The sequence below is a fragment of the Nostoc sp. CHAB 5836 genome, from assembly GCF_020829445.1.
GTDB lineage: Bacteria > Cyanobacteriota > Cyanobacteriia > Cyanobacteriales > Nostocaceae > Nostoc.
In genome coordinates this window covers 23815-39024 of the sequence record NZ_JAIVFV010000009.1, presented here as the reverse complement: position 1 = coordinate 39024, position 15210 = coordinate 23815, and the positions used below count along the sequence as shown (strand labels likewise).

Sequence of the window (15210 nt, the reverse complement as noted above, 5' to 3'; positions counted from 1 at the left end):
CTACAAATACCTAATTTTGTTCAAAAATCAAATCGGATTCCTATAGGACTTACGCAATAACTCTCTGAAACCTTATTCCTTTGTGTCCTTCTCCCAGGGGGAGACGCACTCGCGTTTGCGGTTCGTTTTTTCATGATTTTGCGTAAATCCTTCAATATTTACCAATGACCAATGACAAATCAAAAAAAGAGGGACAAGCCTGCTGCTGCTGGCTAATCCCGTTTGCCGATCCTTAAAAGAGAGGAGAACACTGTATAACAGTATATCCTTGATTGACAATTAATGTCAAATACTAATGAAAATATTTATCAATAAAATTAAGAGTGTTAATTTTTAGCTGTCAGCCGGATGCAGGAAAGAGTATTATGGTGTTTCAGTTATTAGTACAATCAAAAGGCGCCTATTTCTGGCTATGACGCTACAATTGCGCGTTTATGTTCCACCCCATCCCCTGATCAAACACTGGCTGGCAGTTGCCCGTGATGCAGGCACGCCTTCAGTATTATTTCGCAGTGCCATGACTGAGTTGGGAAGATGGCTGACTTATGAAGCTGCGCGAGACTGGTTGCCGACTCAAGAAACAATGGTGCAGAGTCCTTTGGATACTTGTCCAGCAACCGTGATTGACCCGCAAGTACCTATGGCAGTAGTGCCGATTCTGCGGGCTGGGCTAGGATTACTAGAGGGAGCGCAGACTTTACTACCTTTAGCATCGATTTACCACCTGGGCTTGGCACGAGACGAAGAGACACTGCAACCTCATTGTTATCTCAATAAGTTACCAGAAAAATTTGACCCCCAAACACGAGTATTAATTACCGATCCAATGTTGGCAACAGGAGGGTCGATCATGGTGGCAATGGCAGAATTGACACAACGGGGTGCTGATCCAGCCTTAACGCGGATTGTTTGTGTAGTAGCGGCTCCACCAGCTTTGCAAAAATTGAGTGAAGCTTATCCAGGTTTAATAGTTTACACAGCTACTATTGACGAAAAACTGAACAACAGGGGATATATTGTACCAGGATTGGGAGATGCAGGCGATCGCATCTTTGGGACTTAAGCTAGTATGCAGCTAGGGCAGAAAAATAGCATAACTACTGTAAAAGTTGCAAGGTTTGTTGAAGGCGGTAAAGATATGAGTCAAAGAGATAGTTTTGGCAGTGGTTTTGTCACAGGGGCATTTGTTGGTGGCGTATTTGGTGGTGTCATCGGGGCACTGATTGCTTCTCGACGCGAGCCAGAATTGCTAGCAGAGGAGGAGACAGAACTGACAGATAGCCAAGGCGAAGCGAGAAAAATAGCAGCAAAGCGGCGTCAGATGAAAGCCTCAGAAAGTGAGAGCAACAGCATAGAAACGGCCCGGCGATCGCTAGAAGATAAAATTGCCCAGCTAAATGCCACAATTGATGATGTGCGAAAACAACTGGGAAATGTTAATGGCGGTTCACCCCAAGCAACCAATGACCGTTCCCTCACTAAAGACTCCTGAAGTTTGTTCAGGCGTGGTGAAAGTATCGAGTATGGTAAATGTGGAATCCGCAAACACTTTTGACTTTGGACTAAATTAAAATTAAAAGATAAGACCGCGTTTGACACTTAGTAGGAAACAAAGCTATCCATGAGTTTACTGATTACGACACTAGTTACCTTTGTCAGCTTTTATAGCTATTTGCTAATTATCCGGGTTTTGTTGACTTGGTTCCCGACAATCAACTGGTATAATCAGCCATTTGCTGCTTTAGCCCAGATAACCGATCCTTATCTGAATCTATTCCGCTCAATTATTCCGCCATTAGGTGGTATGGATTTTTCTCCGATCTTAGCTTTCTTAGCACTCAACCTAGCTGGAGAGTTTCTGAGAACCCTAACTCGTCTGCCATTCGCACAGGGATTTTGATTACTACTCTTATAAAAACAAGTGTAGAGACGCCAAGTGTAAAAGCGTCTCTACACTTGTTTTTATAAGTAAAATGCCGGCAAAATAGGGTTTAAAAACCTAACCACCACCGACAATAGTCACCACTTCTAAGCGATCGCCTAGTTGCACTTTTGTTTCCGGCCAAAACTGGCGGTGTAAAATTTCACCGTTATACTCCACAGCTACCAAACGAGGGTTAAAACCCAACTGTTGGAGTAAGGCGGGTAAAGAAGTTTGAAACGAACAGCTATGGGTTTCCCCATTTACCTGAACCGTAATTTCATTAGACATAAGCGATATTGGAAATTGGGCATTGGTGGAGAATGACAAATGACAAATGACAAATGACCAATGACAAATGACAAATGACAAATGACTCTTTTAAGATTCTGGTTTAATGCGATTGAGTTGGGAAAGCAAATATTGCGTCACGAGGGTAGGCTGTTCAGCTTGCATGAGCGATCGCACCACCGCTACACGTTCGGCTCCAGCATCGATCACATCATTGATATTATTAGCATCTATTCCCCCAATAGCAAACCAGGGAATTGAACAATTTTTAGCTGCATAGCTGACATATTCTAAACCTGCTGCTGCTTTACCTACTTTCGTGGGAGTTTCATAAACTGGCCCCACGCCAATGTAATCTACACCTTCAGCAATTGCTCCTTGCATTTCGTCTTTATTTGTGGTAGAAAGACCTATTAAACGCTGGGAACCGAGTAATTGCCGAGCAACAGCAATGGGCATATCTTGTTGTCCCAAATGCACCCCATCCGCATCCACCGCTAAAGCTACATCCACGCGATCGTTAACGATGAACAAAGCACCGTAAATGTGGCATAACTGCCGTAATTTTCTAGCTTGTTCTAGACGCAAAGAATCATCTGTGGTTTTATCGCGGTATTGTAAGAGTGTTAATCCACCTTTGAGTGCAGCTTCGACGGTGTTCAACAAACTTTCACTAGGCGAAGTAACAAAATACAAATGCGATCGCCACAACAATTGATGGCGCTGATGGCCCATTAAACTACTTTCTAGTGTATAAACCTGATAGCGCATCTGCTTACAAGCTTTAGCCATATTTGGCTGGTAAAGCTTGCTGTATTCTTCCAGCACCCGCAACGCTTCTTCTACGCGGCAAAAGTTAGCTTGCAAGACTGATTTAATACTAGCTCGTTCTTCTTCCTGAGGATGGGTTAACTCAGTACCCTGATCGCCTGGTGTATCTCGCGCCGCCCGCAATTCGGAACTATGCCACTTGGCTACCTCTTGTCGCAAGCGCTTGCATTCAAGAGCCAACTGGGCATTATTCAATCCAAACCGACACCATTCTTCGATAATTCGCAAGCCTTCACGAGCGCGGTCTAAATTTGCATCTAAAATGCGGTAGATAACCTGCTGAATTTGCCCTTTTTGGCTGTATGGCTCGACCATTACAACAACCCCGTTAGTGCTTTCATCAAAGTGTGAATTATCATATAGCCTAGTAATCATAGTTAATTAATTTGCTTTTTTTTACTCAATTTTTACTAAATCTACCCAAAAAAATGTAGTAGTCAGAGTTACGGTCAATTATCCCATGTTCTTATAGGCAGTGATCAGGGTAGTTTGAGGCTACAGTTTAGCACTAAGATTAGTGAAAAAGAATTGTTTTGACGTAGCACTGCTACGTCTCTACAAGGGTTCTGGATAACGCATATTTAATTTCGCCCAATTGACGTAGGCACAATTCACGAATTGTGCCTACCAAAGATTTTGACCAACGCGTAATTAATTTCTGGAGATGTTTAATATCATTTATTACTATGTATTAAATATCGCCAATGGGTCAATATGTGAGTAATATTATCGACATAATACTCTCAGGGATTGTTTGAAAAGTCTAACTGGCGTGGGTCAGGGGTAATCAGCAAGTGCCTAAAGTTACAATCAGCCACTTTTCAAACAACCTCTAAGAATTTATTGTTACTTGTAAGTAATTGTGTTAGATATGATTTTTTGTCCTGTGCTTACTACGTACCGTAGAGTAGATATTATGCTTGCAAAGCTTAAGTTTCTGGAATCAGCAAGGCTTTTATTGTTTAGGTTTTCAGTATTATCTTTAACTGTCGGCATGGGGGCGGCAAGTATGACGTTCCTAGGTAGTAGCCTTGGCAGTGCGATCGCTCAGATTCCATTGATACCAGATTCAGCACCTCTGGGTGAGAAAACAATTTCTCAGGTTAATGTACTGTTTGTCAACCCAAATGTTGGTGATGACAGCACAGGTAATGGTAGCGAATCCACTCCTGTGAAAACGATTACCCAAGCGTTGCGATTAGCTCAGGCCAATACTGTAATTATCCTCTCCACGGGCACTTATAATGCTGAGACAGGAGAGGTTTTCCCCTTAATGCTGAAACCGGGGGTTTCAATTCAAGGCAACCCTAGCAATCAAGGTAAGGACATTATCATTCAGGGAGGTGGTGATTACCTGAGCCGCAGCTTTGGCGGTCAAAACGTCGCCATTGTTGGAGCAAACCAAGGAGGGCTGTCTGGGGTGACGGTGACCAACCCCAATGGTCGTGGTTACGGTTTATGGATTGAATCTAGCAACCTAGTCGTCAGAGAAAATACATTTACTGGCAGTACCCAAGATGGTATTTCCATTAGTGGTAATGCTGCACCCACCATTAGCAAGAATTACTTCGATCGCAATGGAGCTAATGGCATCACAATTGCTGGTAACTCCAGTCCGCAAATTCAGGAAAATGTCTTTCACCAAACGGGTTTTGGCATCAATATTGCCCAAAATGCCGCTCCGATAGTCGTAAGCAATCAAATTCAGAACAATAGAACGGGAATTGTGGTGCAAGCAAATGCCCGCCCGATTTTACGGAATAATATTATTCAAGATAATAAAGAAGACGGTTTAGTAGCGATCGCTCAAGCAATGCCAGATTTGGGTAGTGCATCCGAACCTGGGGGTAATCAATTTCAAAATAATGCTCGCTACGACATTAACGCCAGCGCTGCTAAACAGGTGATATCTGCTGCTGGTAACAATCTTGTCAGCGATCGCATCACTGGCAAGGTAGATATCAACGGTACAACAGCACTAGTAACCCAAACTTCTCAACCCGCTCCAGTCCCCAACAAGGTATTACAAGAAATACCAGCAAACGGTGAAATCACCTTCTCGGCTCCTGGAGTTTCTGAAACTACCAATGGGCAAACCAGCAACAGCATTTCACCAAATAATGGGATTCCTGGACAATTAAACAGTCAACTGCTGCCATTATTGCCGGCTAATATACCACTTTCCGCGCCCATATCCAATCAACAACAAGCCACCTCTAAAGTTGCCGGTTTTCCTACTCCTAGCAGCTTGTCGGGTAGACAAATACCAACTGACACTCAAATTGCAACTTCCAGTCCAGCACAGCCTCCTGATACACCACAGTTGAATTATGTGCGGATTGATCCTAATACGATTGAGTTTACTGCTCCCCAGTACCCATCCAATTCAATGGCACAGCCACCAGTTCCAAGTATGAGGGATCAAACACAGCAGCAATTACCAGTTTTGGATCAGAATATCCCCATTGATAATACTCGTAATATGCAAACAAGTTCTGCAAGTATACCCTATGGGGGTAACTCTGGGACACAATTGGGTGTACTTTATCGCGTAGTAGTTACACTAGCAACTGATCGGGATCAAGATTTAGTGCGATTTCTTGCTCCTGGTGCGTTTCCCACAGTTTGGGAAGGTCAAAGAGTTATGCAAGCAGGAGTGTTTAGCAGTGAATATAACGCCAAAGAAATGCTCAAAACACTCTCTAGCAAAGGTTTAAGAGCCATTATGGAGCCGTTGAATTGAGTAGGGAATTGGGCATGGGGCATCAATCGCTGTAGCCAACACAGGCAAATCTTTGGGATCTCGACAATTAGGCGGAACAGTTTTCAACTCAACCCATAAGGCGCGGTACTGCAATTGTTGTTCTAGGCGAATCGCCTGACTAGAGTCAATTTGCTGTCTTAAACGGGGGCGATTCCAAACAAGATGGAGTTCTTCCATGAGAGGTTGACTCATTACCAACTGGAATTTATCCTCATTAAATGCTGCCAAAATCGGCAATGTAACTCGCCCTTTGAGCAAAATGCTCTCTCCAAATGTTGGTGTCGATGACCACTCGCAACATCAGACCTGCTGGGATTGCTGACGCACAGCTTTAATTTCAGCCCTGATTTCATCGTCTGTAATCTCATTCACGGGGGGTTCGGCATAAAGTTCTTGAATTAAAGCCGTCAAATCTGAACGTAAATCTATTTGAATCAAGGCTCTAGCGACTTTTGCTCGTTCGTCTGGCTGCAACTGTTGTACTGCCGTAATGAGTTGTTCCAAAGTAATTGGGATCGATACCATGTTAGTACCCATCATCATAGGTTCTTAAATTTTAGTGCGTTTGTGCGATCGCTATCAGTCTTTTCAGCGGAATTTATAATTGACAAAAGCAATGTTATTCTAACTTGTCACGAATAAACCGATTTAATTTTATTCAATAGTAAGAGGTATGGAACCGACCATCGAGCAACTTAAAGCATTCTTTGACTTTTGCGTTCGGGCTAGTAATTTGTTTAGAGATATCGCATTGGTTAGATTTGATGAGAGGACAAGCCGAATCGTGATTTTGATAGGTGAAACCATCCAAGTAGAAATTCTTAGTAATGGGGAGAACATTATCCGATGACAGACTATTTAACTCTTAATGAGCAAGAATTAAGACAATATGTGATCTCAAACCCCCAGGATGAGGAGGCATTTCAGCATTACCTCAGCATCATGAGAGCGAAACCGGGGGTAGTGGTCAGCACTCCAGAACAATTAGAGGCTGAGTTAAAACGGCGTATTAATCAAGCTAGTTAATGTAAAACCCGTTACTGACATTCCAGCAACGGGGTTTTTTCAATTTAGCAGTTTGACTCAGTGTGAATTTTGGGACTTGCCTTTATTCAGCAACACCGATATTCCCGCGATCGCACACCCTTATATCTCAATACGCTTGGCTTTGTGGATAATTGTAGGTTGGGTTGAACTTTAGTGTTACCCAACAAACCCCGTGAAATGTTGGGTTTCGTTCCTCAAACGCCACGTGCTACCCTGCGGGAACGCTAAAAGCGAACAAGTCGGGGAACCGCAAGGGCGCAGTGGCTCCCCAACCTACGCAATACAAGGTTTTTGACGCTAACCCAAGCGTATTGCCTTATATCTGCGCTGATTTGGCGACTTGCGTCTGGATACAGCAGGCTGAGTTTTTTCCGTTTTACCAACTTTCGGTTAACGCGAAGACTCAAAAATGATGGCGATCGCAAACAGACAAAAGATGAAAACTGCTATCCGCAGAAGCCATTGCCACAAACTTCCACTCAGTAGTATCTCGATAATGGGAACGACGCCGAAAATTGTAGACATAATGTAGGCGATCGTAAAGCCAAGTAGAGTCAGTAGAAAGTACTTGAGTCCTTTACACGCCAAGTTGAACAGTAGATTATTGTTGTTTGATAAATTGGTTTTCATAGTTCTTCTTCTGATGTTGAGAGATGAATCTAAGTAAGTCGGCAAAAATAAACCAAACTATATTACGAAACGTAAATACACCTTAAACCCTTATAAATGACGAAGGACAAATGACAAATGACAGCCTTAGCTAGTTAGCTTTATTTGCGTCGCTCTACTTAGTGAACGCTACCTAATGATTTGAGTTTATAGGAGCTAATTCATTCAAACCAGAGAAGATAAGAGCAGTTAAGTGCAAATAGCTTAAAAACAACTATCTGCATTTATCCACTTCGCAGTTTTTGACCTCGATTTCCTAAAGTCTTGTGAGAAATCCGGCTTAATGCCTGAGCAATATCTGCTGCACTACTTTTGATGTGTGGGTCTTTAAGAGAGGCTAAAACTTGTGGATGGATCTTGTTCGCCAGCAACCATTATAGTAAAGACAGTTCTCGGTCACTTTACTTACTACCAATGACTGAATCAGAAAGCACAAAGGGTAAACAGTCAAGGCAACGTGGGTATATAGCAAGTCCAGACGGACTTAGAAAACTTCAAGAAAGAAGGTTTTCCAAGGGATTTTCTTATGAGACTCTGGCAAATGAGGCAGGTTTAGCTACCGATGGGGTGAAGCGGCTGTTTAACCCGCGCTGGGGGCGTAGAGTGCAATTAGAGACGATTGAAAAGATTGCTAGAGTCTTAGATTTAACCCCAAGGGATATCATTAATCCAGAGGAGTGGAGTTCATCAAATAAGGAACCAGACGTACATATTAATAATTCTAATAACATTTATCCAGTAATTCCATCTAGTATAGAGTTGAAAATCGGATTGTCATCTGAAACATCAAGGCTAATATCTGATCTCCTCAAGGATTTTGAGAATATTATTAATGCTTTTCTGCCGAAATCATTTTCTCAACTAAATTTCACCATTATTGAATTAGCAAATGAGGAAGCTAGAAAAAAATTTCAAAAGCCAGAACTCTACGACATCATTATGCTAGATGATCCTTGGATTCCAGCTTACTTGAATAACATTGAACCATTGGATAGCTACTTAACAGAATTTGGGTTGAACAGTAAAGCTTTATTTGGTAAGGTATTCCTTGAATCATTTCGCTCTGTTTGTGTATATGAAGATCAAATAGTTGCGGTTCCTATTTTAGGGAATGTGCAATTATTAATTCATCGATGCGATGTAGCAAATAAACTATCAGAGAGAACAGGAAGTAACCTGCTTAATCGAGAGTTGCTACATCTTAATCTGCGGATGATGGAAGATTTTTATTCTATTGTTCAAAGTACAAACTCTATTAACAAGAACTCCTATTCTGCTATTTTAAGTGCGGAATTTCTTCCCTTAGTTGTTCGTGACGATGGCAATGGTAATTTTGTCGTAGCCTTTTGGGAAATACTACGTGCCTTAGGTCATGAAGATGGAGATAGAGCCGTTGATGATCCAGTCAGAATTGATTTGAATACTGCAAATCAAGCACGCTCTTGGCTATACGATTTTACTTGCAGGCTGGATTATTCAGATCTTCATTCCTCCTTGTTAGCAAGATCTTCTAACATCGCTACTGCTCTTGCTTGGCCTGGATGGATTACTTATGCTCTTAGCAAGAATCCACTAGCTCTTACTGAAATTGAGTTTCAAAGGTTGTCGAAAGCCCCTGTTATGGGAGCATGGTGTCTTGCCCTACCTCGCTATCCTGCTCAACTTAAATTAAGGGAATATGCAGTAAAAGTGATACTTGCCTTAACCACTGATCCGAATATTCAATTCTTTCTTGCTAAAGGAGGTAACATTCCAGTTTTAGCGGATTTTGATGAAAAAGTAGAATCCCTAAGACAAATTCCATTTTGGAGAACAAACTATAACAGTATTTGCGCTGCGCTTGCTGATTCGTTACCACGTCCACGCACCAAATATTGGAATGATATTGAAAAGGAATTAGATTTTCAAATCTATAGAGGAGAATTTAGAAGTATTCCAGGGAAATTAGAATTTTAGATTTTTCTATAAGTAGAACGGGGTAAATAATTAAAGGTTTGTAATAAGGACTTTAGTCCTCATTTGAGGGCTGTTCGCGAAGCGTTCCCGTAGGGTAGCCCTCTCTACGAGACGTACTCGCGTTCACTACAAACTAATATCAAGATTTTTTATATTACTTAACCTAGTTTGATTTATTCTCACCGACTTACTTAGCAGTCCTAAATCATTTGTGAAAAATCAAACCTGTTGTAAACTGGCATTAAAAAGAGAAATAGAAGGTTCAAAGATGAAACCTGAATTGAATCTTTCGCCGCAGGAGAGTTTTGAGTTTCAAACTGGTGCATGGTCGGATGAGCCAGAGACACTGCCAAATTGTTTGCAGGATGCCTCAAGTCGTATATCTGTAGTCATTGTCACCCTTGGTCGTCCCCAATTAGAGCAGGCGATGGAGAGCGTTTATCAGCAGGATTTTACGGGGACAATTAGACTCTTGGTAATCGGAGACAATTGTCAAAAGCTTCCCATAAATTTGCCAACTCCCCCACACATCAAGCTCACAGTCGGCAATACAAGGTTAAATCAAAACAGTAATCCCTACCACCGAGTGGCGCGACTACGAAACATTGCTTATAGTCTTGTGAATACACGGTTTTTTTGCTTTTTGGATGATGATAATCTTTGGGAAAAAGACCATATCTCAACGCTGATAGATTTGATCCAAAAGACTGGTTTTCTTGCTGTTCATAGCTGGCGTAAGTTGATAAATCATGACGGTAAGTTTGTGATTCCAAATCGCTATCCCTGGCTACCTCCGGGATCTCTATCTGAGCAGATGTTCTCTATCTACTGCCAACACGGAGTTATGAACCCAAATGATTCGATTATCCGCGATCGCCCAACACTAAATGTTGGCGAGCAAGACTATGGCATGGTTGATATGGGGGAATGGCTGTTTGATCGAGAGTTATTTTCTCTAATACAATTCAACGAGGATGAGCCATCGGGAAAGCATCAGCTGCATTCCGGCGAAGACGACAAGCTGCTGCGCGATTTGAAAAAACTGGCTGTTCCGACGGCTTGCACCTCAAAACCTACATTACTTTATCGCTTAGGTGGCTTCTCAAATGATTTCACAAAATAGCAAACTACTGACACGAGCAGAGAATCAAGCACAGAATCTCAACGAGTAAGTAAGTCGGCGCAATTAAAGCTAACTGGCTAAGGCTGTCATTTGTCATTGGTCATTAGTAAAGATTTTAAGCCTATTTATGTTTCGTAACATAGTTTGATTTTTTCGCGCCAACTTACTTATATAAAATTCCTATTTGATTTTTGAAAAAACGACCTACATCCCAAGAGTGACGAAATCAAAGGTAGGTTCTGCCTTTAGAGCCAGGGGACTTAAACCCCCAAACTTAGTTAAGAATAACACTGACCCCCTTCCTGTCAAGCCTACGGCTTAACAGGAAGGGGGTCAATACGGTTCGGTTAAGACTAAAAATAAAAATGTCTAGGTTGGGTTGAGCGTAAGCGTTACCCAACAAAGAGAAAGAAAATGTTGGGTTTCGTTCCTCAAACGCCACGTGCTACCCTGCGGGAACGCTAAAAGCGAACAAGTCGGGGAACCCGCAAGGGCGCAGTGGCTCCCCAACCTACGAATATTCTTAACTTCAACATGACTTGGAAGTACTCTAACACGATTTGAAAGTACCTCAACATGACTTGGAAGTACTCTAACACGACTTGAAAGTACCTCAACATGACTTGGAAGTACTCTAACACGATTTGAAAGTACCTGAACATGACTTGGAAGTACTTCAACACGATTTGAAAGTACCTGAACATGACTTGGAAGTACTTCAACACGATTTCAAACTACCTCAACATGACTTGGAAGTATCTGTTGTTGATTTAATGTAATTTTTTTGACATTTTGAATAAATATTTCAGTATAATCCCTTAAAAATAATCAGGTCGATTTTAATTTGCTTTAATTTTTCCGAATTATCTCTCACAGAAGTTTATTGTTGCATTGGCTACAGTACATACAGTAATCCTATAACTTCCTTCAGGAGCGCATTTCATGGCACGACTAAAACGCAGTTCACCCACTCTAGAAAAGGCTCTCCGTCGAATTGCAGGAATGCGATCAATTAGCCCGACGCTAGAATTTGGCAACGGATTAAGTTTGACAGACTACGACGGCCACATCCAAACCTTGCAAACCCAACTATCTACCTACAACACTTTACTCTCTAGCCTGGATGAAATGGCAGGTCGCCTCTCTCTAATTGAAGAAGAATTGCGCAGCTACTCTGAAAAGATGTTAATGAGTGTGGTAACCCATTATGGCAAAGACAGTTTGGAATATATCCAGGCGGGAGGGAAGCCACGCAAGAAATTATTACGCCGTTCGAGCAATACCCAATCCCCATCTGAGAGTACAGCTACAACCTTGAATAGTGCAAACAACAATGGTAAAGAAACCTCTGTTGTTTTACCCTAATGTTCCATCGAGCGGAGTCGAGATGCTCACCGTAAACTCACCAAGCGCGAATGCGAGTGCGTCTGGTAGAGTTGTCGTTGGCGTGGTCACTGAGCGACTTGTGCCGAGCATCTCGTCTCGACTTCGCTCGTTGGCGTAGCCTCTCGTAGAGATGGAGCCGGAGTCGAGGTAAGTCGAAGTGCAGCCTAAGAAGAAAAGTATTGGAGCATTGGGGTATTAGTTATTCTTTTCCCCTCATCCCCCTCATCCCCCTCCCCGCTTCATTAAAGAATTTTCGCCACAGCCTGCACATCCTTATCACCTCTGCCAGAGCAATTGATGACGATGCGGGGACTACCTTCTAACTGAGGACAAAGGGTTTCTAGATATGCGATCGCATGAGCAGTTTCTAAAGCTGGTATAATCCCTTCTAGTTGCGAAAGTCTTTGAAATGCATCTAAGGCCTGTTTATCAGTAACACTGTAATACTCGGCGCGACCAAGATCCTTTAAATAACTATGCTCAGGGCCAACACCTGGATAATCTAATCCGGCGCTAATTGAATGGGCTTCGATGACTTGACCATCATCATCTTGCAGCAAATAGCTCATAGCACCGTGCAGTACACCTATTTTGCCTTTTGTCAAGGTAGCAGCGTGTTTTTCTGTATCTACACCTTCACCCGCCGCTTCGACTCCAATTAAGCGCACCGAAGGTTCATGCATAAACTCATTGAATAAGCCGATGGCATTGGAACCGCCACCCACGCAAGCCAGTAAAATATCTGGTAATCCTCCCCATTTCTCCTGGGATTGAGCGCGAGTTTCTTGTCCAATTACTGCGTGGAAGTCACGGACAATCATCGGGTAGGGATGAGGGCCAGCAACAGAACCGAGGATGTAATGGGTTGTTTCCACATTCGTCACCCAATCCCGAATTGCTTCCGAAGTTGCATCCTTGAGAGTTCCCGTACCTGCCTCCACTGGACGCACTTCTGCCCCCATTAATTTCATGCGGAACACGTTCAGCGATTGTCGTTCCATATCGTGGACGCCCATGTAAATCACACATCTCAAACCAAACCGCGCACATACAGTTGCAGTCGCTACGCCGTGTTGTCCTGCACCCGTCTCTGCAATCACCCGTTGCTTGCCCATGCGTTTAGCTAGCAACACCTGAGCCAAAGCATTATTAATTTTGTGAGCGCCTGTATGATTTAAATCTTCGCGCTTTAAATAGATTTGCGGGCCCGTGCCATCTGGTCTAGCGTAGTTTGTTGTTAGGCGTTCAGCAAAATATAATGGGCTGGGTCGTCCTACATAGTCACGCAGTAAGTTTTGCAGTTCTGTTTGGAAACTCGGCTCGTTACGATATTGATTAAATGCTGCTTCTAGTTCACTTAATGCGGGCATTAAGGTTTCTGGGACGTATTTACCGCCGAACCTGCCAAACCTGCCCAAAGAATCTGGTTGTTTAGTTGCAGTTTTGATGTCTTGTATGCTTACCATTGTTTAAAATCCTTTTATGTTCAAGTAAGTAGGTTGGCGCAATTAAAGTTAACTGGCTAAGGCTGTCCTTTGTCATTGGTCATTAGTAAAGGTTTTAAGCTTATTTACGTTTCGTAACATACTTAATTTTTTTCGTACCAACGTACTTATTTTAGGACTTACGCAATAACTCTCTGAAACTCTTATTCCTTTGTGTCCCGTAGGTATAGCCCAGTTTCCTGTGATTCAAAACGTCTATAGGGCGCACCAAATCGTTAGAGTCAAAATTTGGTAATAGGGATAGTAAATTTCCTAACCCCGTAGCTTTTGGGGTAGACATACCGCCGTCCCAAGGCCACATTCGGTCTTTAAGATTGTGCCCATAAGGCTGACCATCAGCAGGATAAAAATTGCTACCTTGATGACCGTTTTCTTGCCATTCAGCCCAGAGGCGGTCTACATTGGCATGATGCAACCAAAACACTGGGTCATAGGGCGAACTTGGTATATTGCTCATAGTACCCAGACCCTTCAATTTTATGGGTGTCGTGCTTGCATCTATCTGTACCCCACCAACTAAACCATGAATGTAGTTGTGTATAAATCCTCCTGGGGTAATTTTACCCTGCTCATCTACAGAGATAAATCCTTCCAAAGCAGGGCGTAATAGAGAATAGTTATTAAGACTCAGGGCACGCTCAACATCTTTTTTGGGGACAGGGTAATCACTAGCAGGAGGTACTCGTAGAAAGCGGACAAGTGATGTACCTAATGATATTTTGGTATCTGGGTCAAAGTTTAATACTGGATTCATAACCCAGCCATTTGCAGCAGCAAAAGCCCCAGACTGTACAGGCCCACCTGTAAAGTTTCCCTGATTTGGAATTTTGATGGTTACTCCTTGACCATTAGAACCAAGAAAGTCATCGTTAAAAATCACATCAAGTGCTTTGGCATCTGTCCAATCCCAGTATGGCAGAGTAACAGTTGGGTCTACTGCTTGCAGTGCTTGTTCAAATCTGCGAATATATTCTCGATGCCAAGGGAAAAATGCGGCATTTTCATGAGCAAGTTCTTGGACGGAACCATCGGAATGTCCTTTATGGTTATGAATCAGCCGTGTTGCCCCTATATGTATAGCAACGAATTGGTCATAAATACTGAGCTTGCTACCTGCGGGTATGACAGTTTTTAAGGTTTTGATAGCCTTGACGAAGGCTGTTTTCTCTGCTGATGTTAGGTCAGTTACGTTCTTTCTTACAGCTAGGCGAGCGTATTGTCCAACATTGTGATTCCAATGGTATTTGTATTCTCTGTGGTCAATGCGATCGTGGGCGAAGACTGTAATCGCACAGGCGCTAACTATAAGTAAGCTATAAATTAATATTTTGACGGATTTCAGCAGGGATTTCATTATGTTAATCGAACCAGGGGGCAGGGGTAAGCACAGGGCTATTTCATTCTCATCTAGCCCGCCTCAGAATTAATTCACCAGTCTAATAGCGAAAGTAGTCTAAAGACGACTGAGAAAAAGTTATAGTCCGTTAAAACGGACTTTAGCTATGAGCCAGGAACCTCAGTTCCGGGTGGTTTATGTCTAGAATGAAATAGCCCTGGGGGTAAGCAAGTTCGTAGTCAGGACTTTAGTCCTTATTTTCTAAGCACTAAAGTGCTTACTACAAACCCTGAAAACTAGGTTAGACATTGGACTAAATTTGGGGGTGAATTAGACATATCCATAAATTAAATATGCGTTACCCAGAACCCTTGTAGAGAC

At 42.6% G+C, this 15210-nt stretch carries 16 protein-coding genes; 9 read left to right on the top strand and 7 right to left on the bottom strand.

The genetic code is table 11. The features are described from left to right. Nucleotides 1-412: 412 nt before the first annotated feature. The 3 genes from upp (at nt 413) to LC605_RS03335 (ending at nt 1900) form a co-directional block, all read left to right on the top strand. Complete coding sequence (gene upp, locus LC605_RS03345; RefSeq protein WP_229546155.1) at nt 413-1063, top strand: uracil phosphoribosyltransferase; 651 nt, start codon at nt 413-415, stop codon at nt 1061-1063. Nucleotides 1064-1138: 75 nt separating this feature from the next. Then, entirely contained in the window at nt 1139-1492 is a 354-nt protein-coding gene (locus tag LC605_RS03340; protein WP_229546184.1) for a hypothetical protein, read from the top strand. Between the two features lie 129 nt (nt 1493-1621). Next, entirely contained in the window at nt 1622-1900 is a 279-nt protein-coding gene (locus LC605_RS03335; RefSeq protein WP_229546154.1) for a YggT family protein, read from the top strand. 99 nt (nt 1901-1999) lie between these two features. Here LC605_RS03335 and thiS read toward each other — a convergent pair whose 3' ends face one another. Both thiS and LC605_RS03325 read right to left on the bottom strand, forming a co-directional pair. Continuing rightward, nucleotides 2000-2212, bottom strand: a complete 213-nt coding sequence (thiS, locus tag LC605_RS03330) for a sulfur carrier protein ThiS (RefSeq protein WP_229546153.1) — start codon at nt 2210-2212, stop codon at nt 2000-2002. Between the two features lie 90 nt (nt 2213-2302). Then, complete coding sequence (locus LC605_RS03325) at nt 2303-3418, bottom strand: thiamine phosphate synthase (RefSeq protein ID WP_229546152.1); 1116 nt, start codon at nt 3416-3418, stop codon at nt 2303-2305. Nucleotides 3419-3959: 541 nt separating this feature from the next. Here LC605_RS03325 and LC605_RS03320 point away from each other — a divergent pair. Further along, the gene (locus LC605_RS03320; protein ID WP_229546151.1) at nt 3960-5786 is read left to right on the top strand and encodes a DUF1565 domain-containing protein; all 1827 of its coding nucleotides are present in this window, start codon (nt 3960-3962) and stop codon (nt 5784-5786) included. Here LC605_RS03320 and LC605_RS03315 read toward each other — a convergent pair. After that, on the bottom strand, nt 5757-6065 hold the full coding sequence (locus LC605_RS03315; RefSeq protein ID WP_229546150.1) for a putative toxin-antitoxin system toxin component, PIN family: 309 nt from the start codon (nt 6063-6065) through the stop codon (nt 5757-5759). The genes LC605_RS03320 and LC605_RS03315 overlap by 30 nt on opposite strands. A 42-nt stretch (nt 6066-6107) precedes the next feature. Continuing rightward, nucleotides 6108-6332, bottom strand: a complete 225-nt coding sequence (locus LC605_RS03310; RefSeq protein WP_229484255.1) for a hypothetical protein — start codon at nt 6330-6332, stop codon at nt 6108-6110. Nucleotides 6333-6480: 148 nt separating this feature from the next. Between LC605_RS03310 and LC605_RS03305 the strand changes: the two genes are divergently transcribed. Further along, nucleotides 6481-6657, top strand: coding sequence for a hypothetical protein (locus LC605_RS03305; RefSeq protein WP_229546149.1), 177 nt, complete (start codon nt 6481-6483; stop codon nt 6655-6657). Continuing rightward, nucleotides 6654-6833, top strand: coding sequence for a hypothetical protein (locus LC605_RS03300; RefSeq protein ID WP_100899738.1), 180 nt, complete (start codon nt 6654-6656; stop codon nt 6831-6833). The genes LC605_RS03305 and LC605_RS03300 overlap by 4 nt, the downstream gene beginning before the upstream one ends. A gap of 411 nt (nt 6834-7244) precedes the next feature. On the opposite strand, the gene LC605_RS03295 is transcribed toward LC605_RS03300, so the two are convergent. Further along, nucleotides 7245-7484 carry a hypothetical protein gene (locus tag LC605_RS03295; protein WP_229546148.1) on the bottom strand — a complete coding sequence of 80 codons (240 nt, stop codon included), beginning with the start codon at nt 7482-7484 and terminating at the stop codon, nt 7245-7247. Nucleotides 7485-7937: 453 nt separating this feature from the next. Between LC605_RS03295 and LC605_RS03290 the strand changes: the two genes are divergently transcribed. The 3 genes from LC605_RS03290 to LC605_RS03280 all read left to right on the top strand — a co-directional run bounded on the left by LC605_RS03290 (nt 7938) and on the right by LC605_RS03280 (nt 11967). After that, nucleotides 7938-9479 (top strand): helix-turn-helix domain-containing protein, encoded by a 1542-nt coding sequence (locus LC605_RS03290; protein WP_229546147.1) that lies wholly within the window; start codon nt 7938-7940, stop codon nt 9477-9479. A gap of 268 nt (nt 9480-9747) precedes the next feature. Further along, nucleotides 9748-10602: a glycosyltransferase family 2 protein gene (locus LC605_RS03285; RefSeq protein WP_229546146.1), complete on the top strand. Its 855-nt coding sequence runs from the start codon at nt 9748-9750 to the stop codon at nt 10600-10602. Nucleotides 10603-11544: 942 nt separating this feature from the next. Beyond that, on the top strand, nt 11545-11967 hold the full coding sequence (locus tag LC605_RS03280) for a hypothetical protein (protein ID WP_229546145.1): 423 nt from the start codon (nt 11545-11547) through the stop codon (nt 11965-11967). A 263-nt stretch (nt 11968-12230) separates the two neighbouring features. Here LC605_RS03280 and trpB read toward each other — a convergent pair whose 3' ends face one another. Together trpB and LC605_RS03270 are read right to left on the bottom strand one after the other, a co-directional pair. Further along, complete coding sequence (trpB, locus tag LC605_RS03275; protein WP_229546144.1) at nt 12231-13454, bottom strand: tryptophan synthase subunit beta; 1224 nt, start codon at nt 13452-13454, stop codon at nt 12231-12233. A 151-nt stretch (nt 13455-13605) separates the two neighbouring features. Further along, on the bottom strand, nt 13606-14847 hold the full coding sequence (locus LC605_RS03270) for a tyrosinase family protein (protein ID WP_229546143.1): 1242 nt from the start codon (nt 14845-14847) through the stop codon (nt 13606-13608). Nucleotides 14848-15210: the final 363 nt, after the last annotated feature.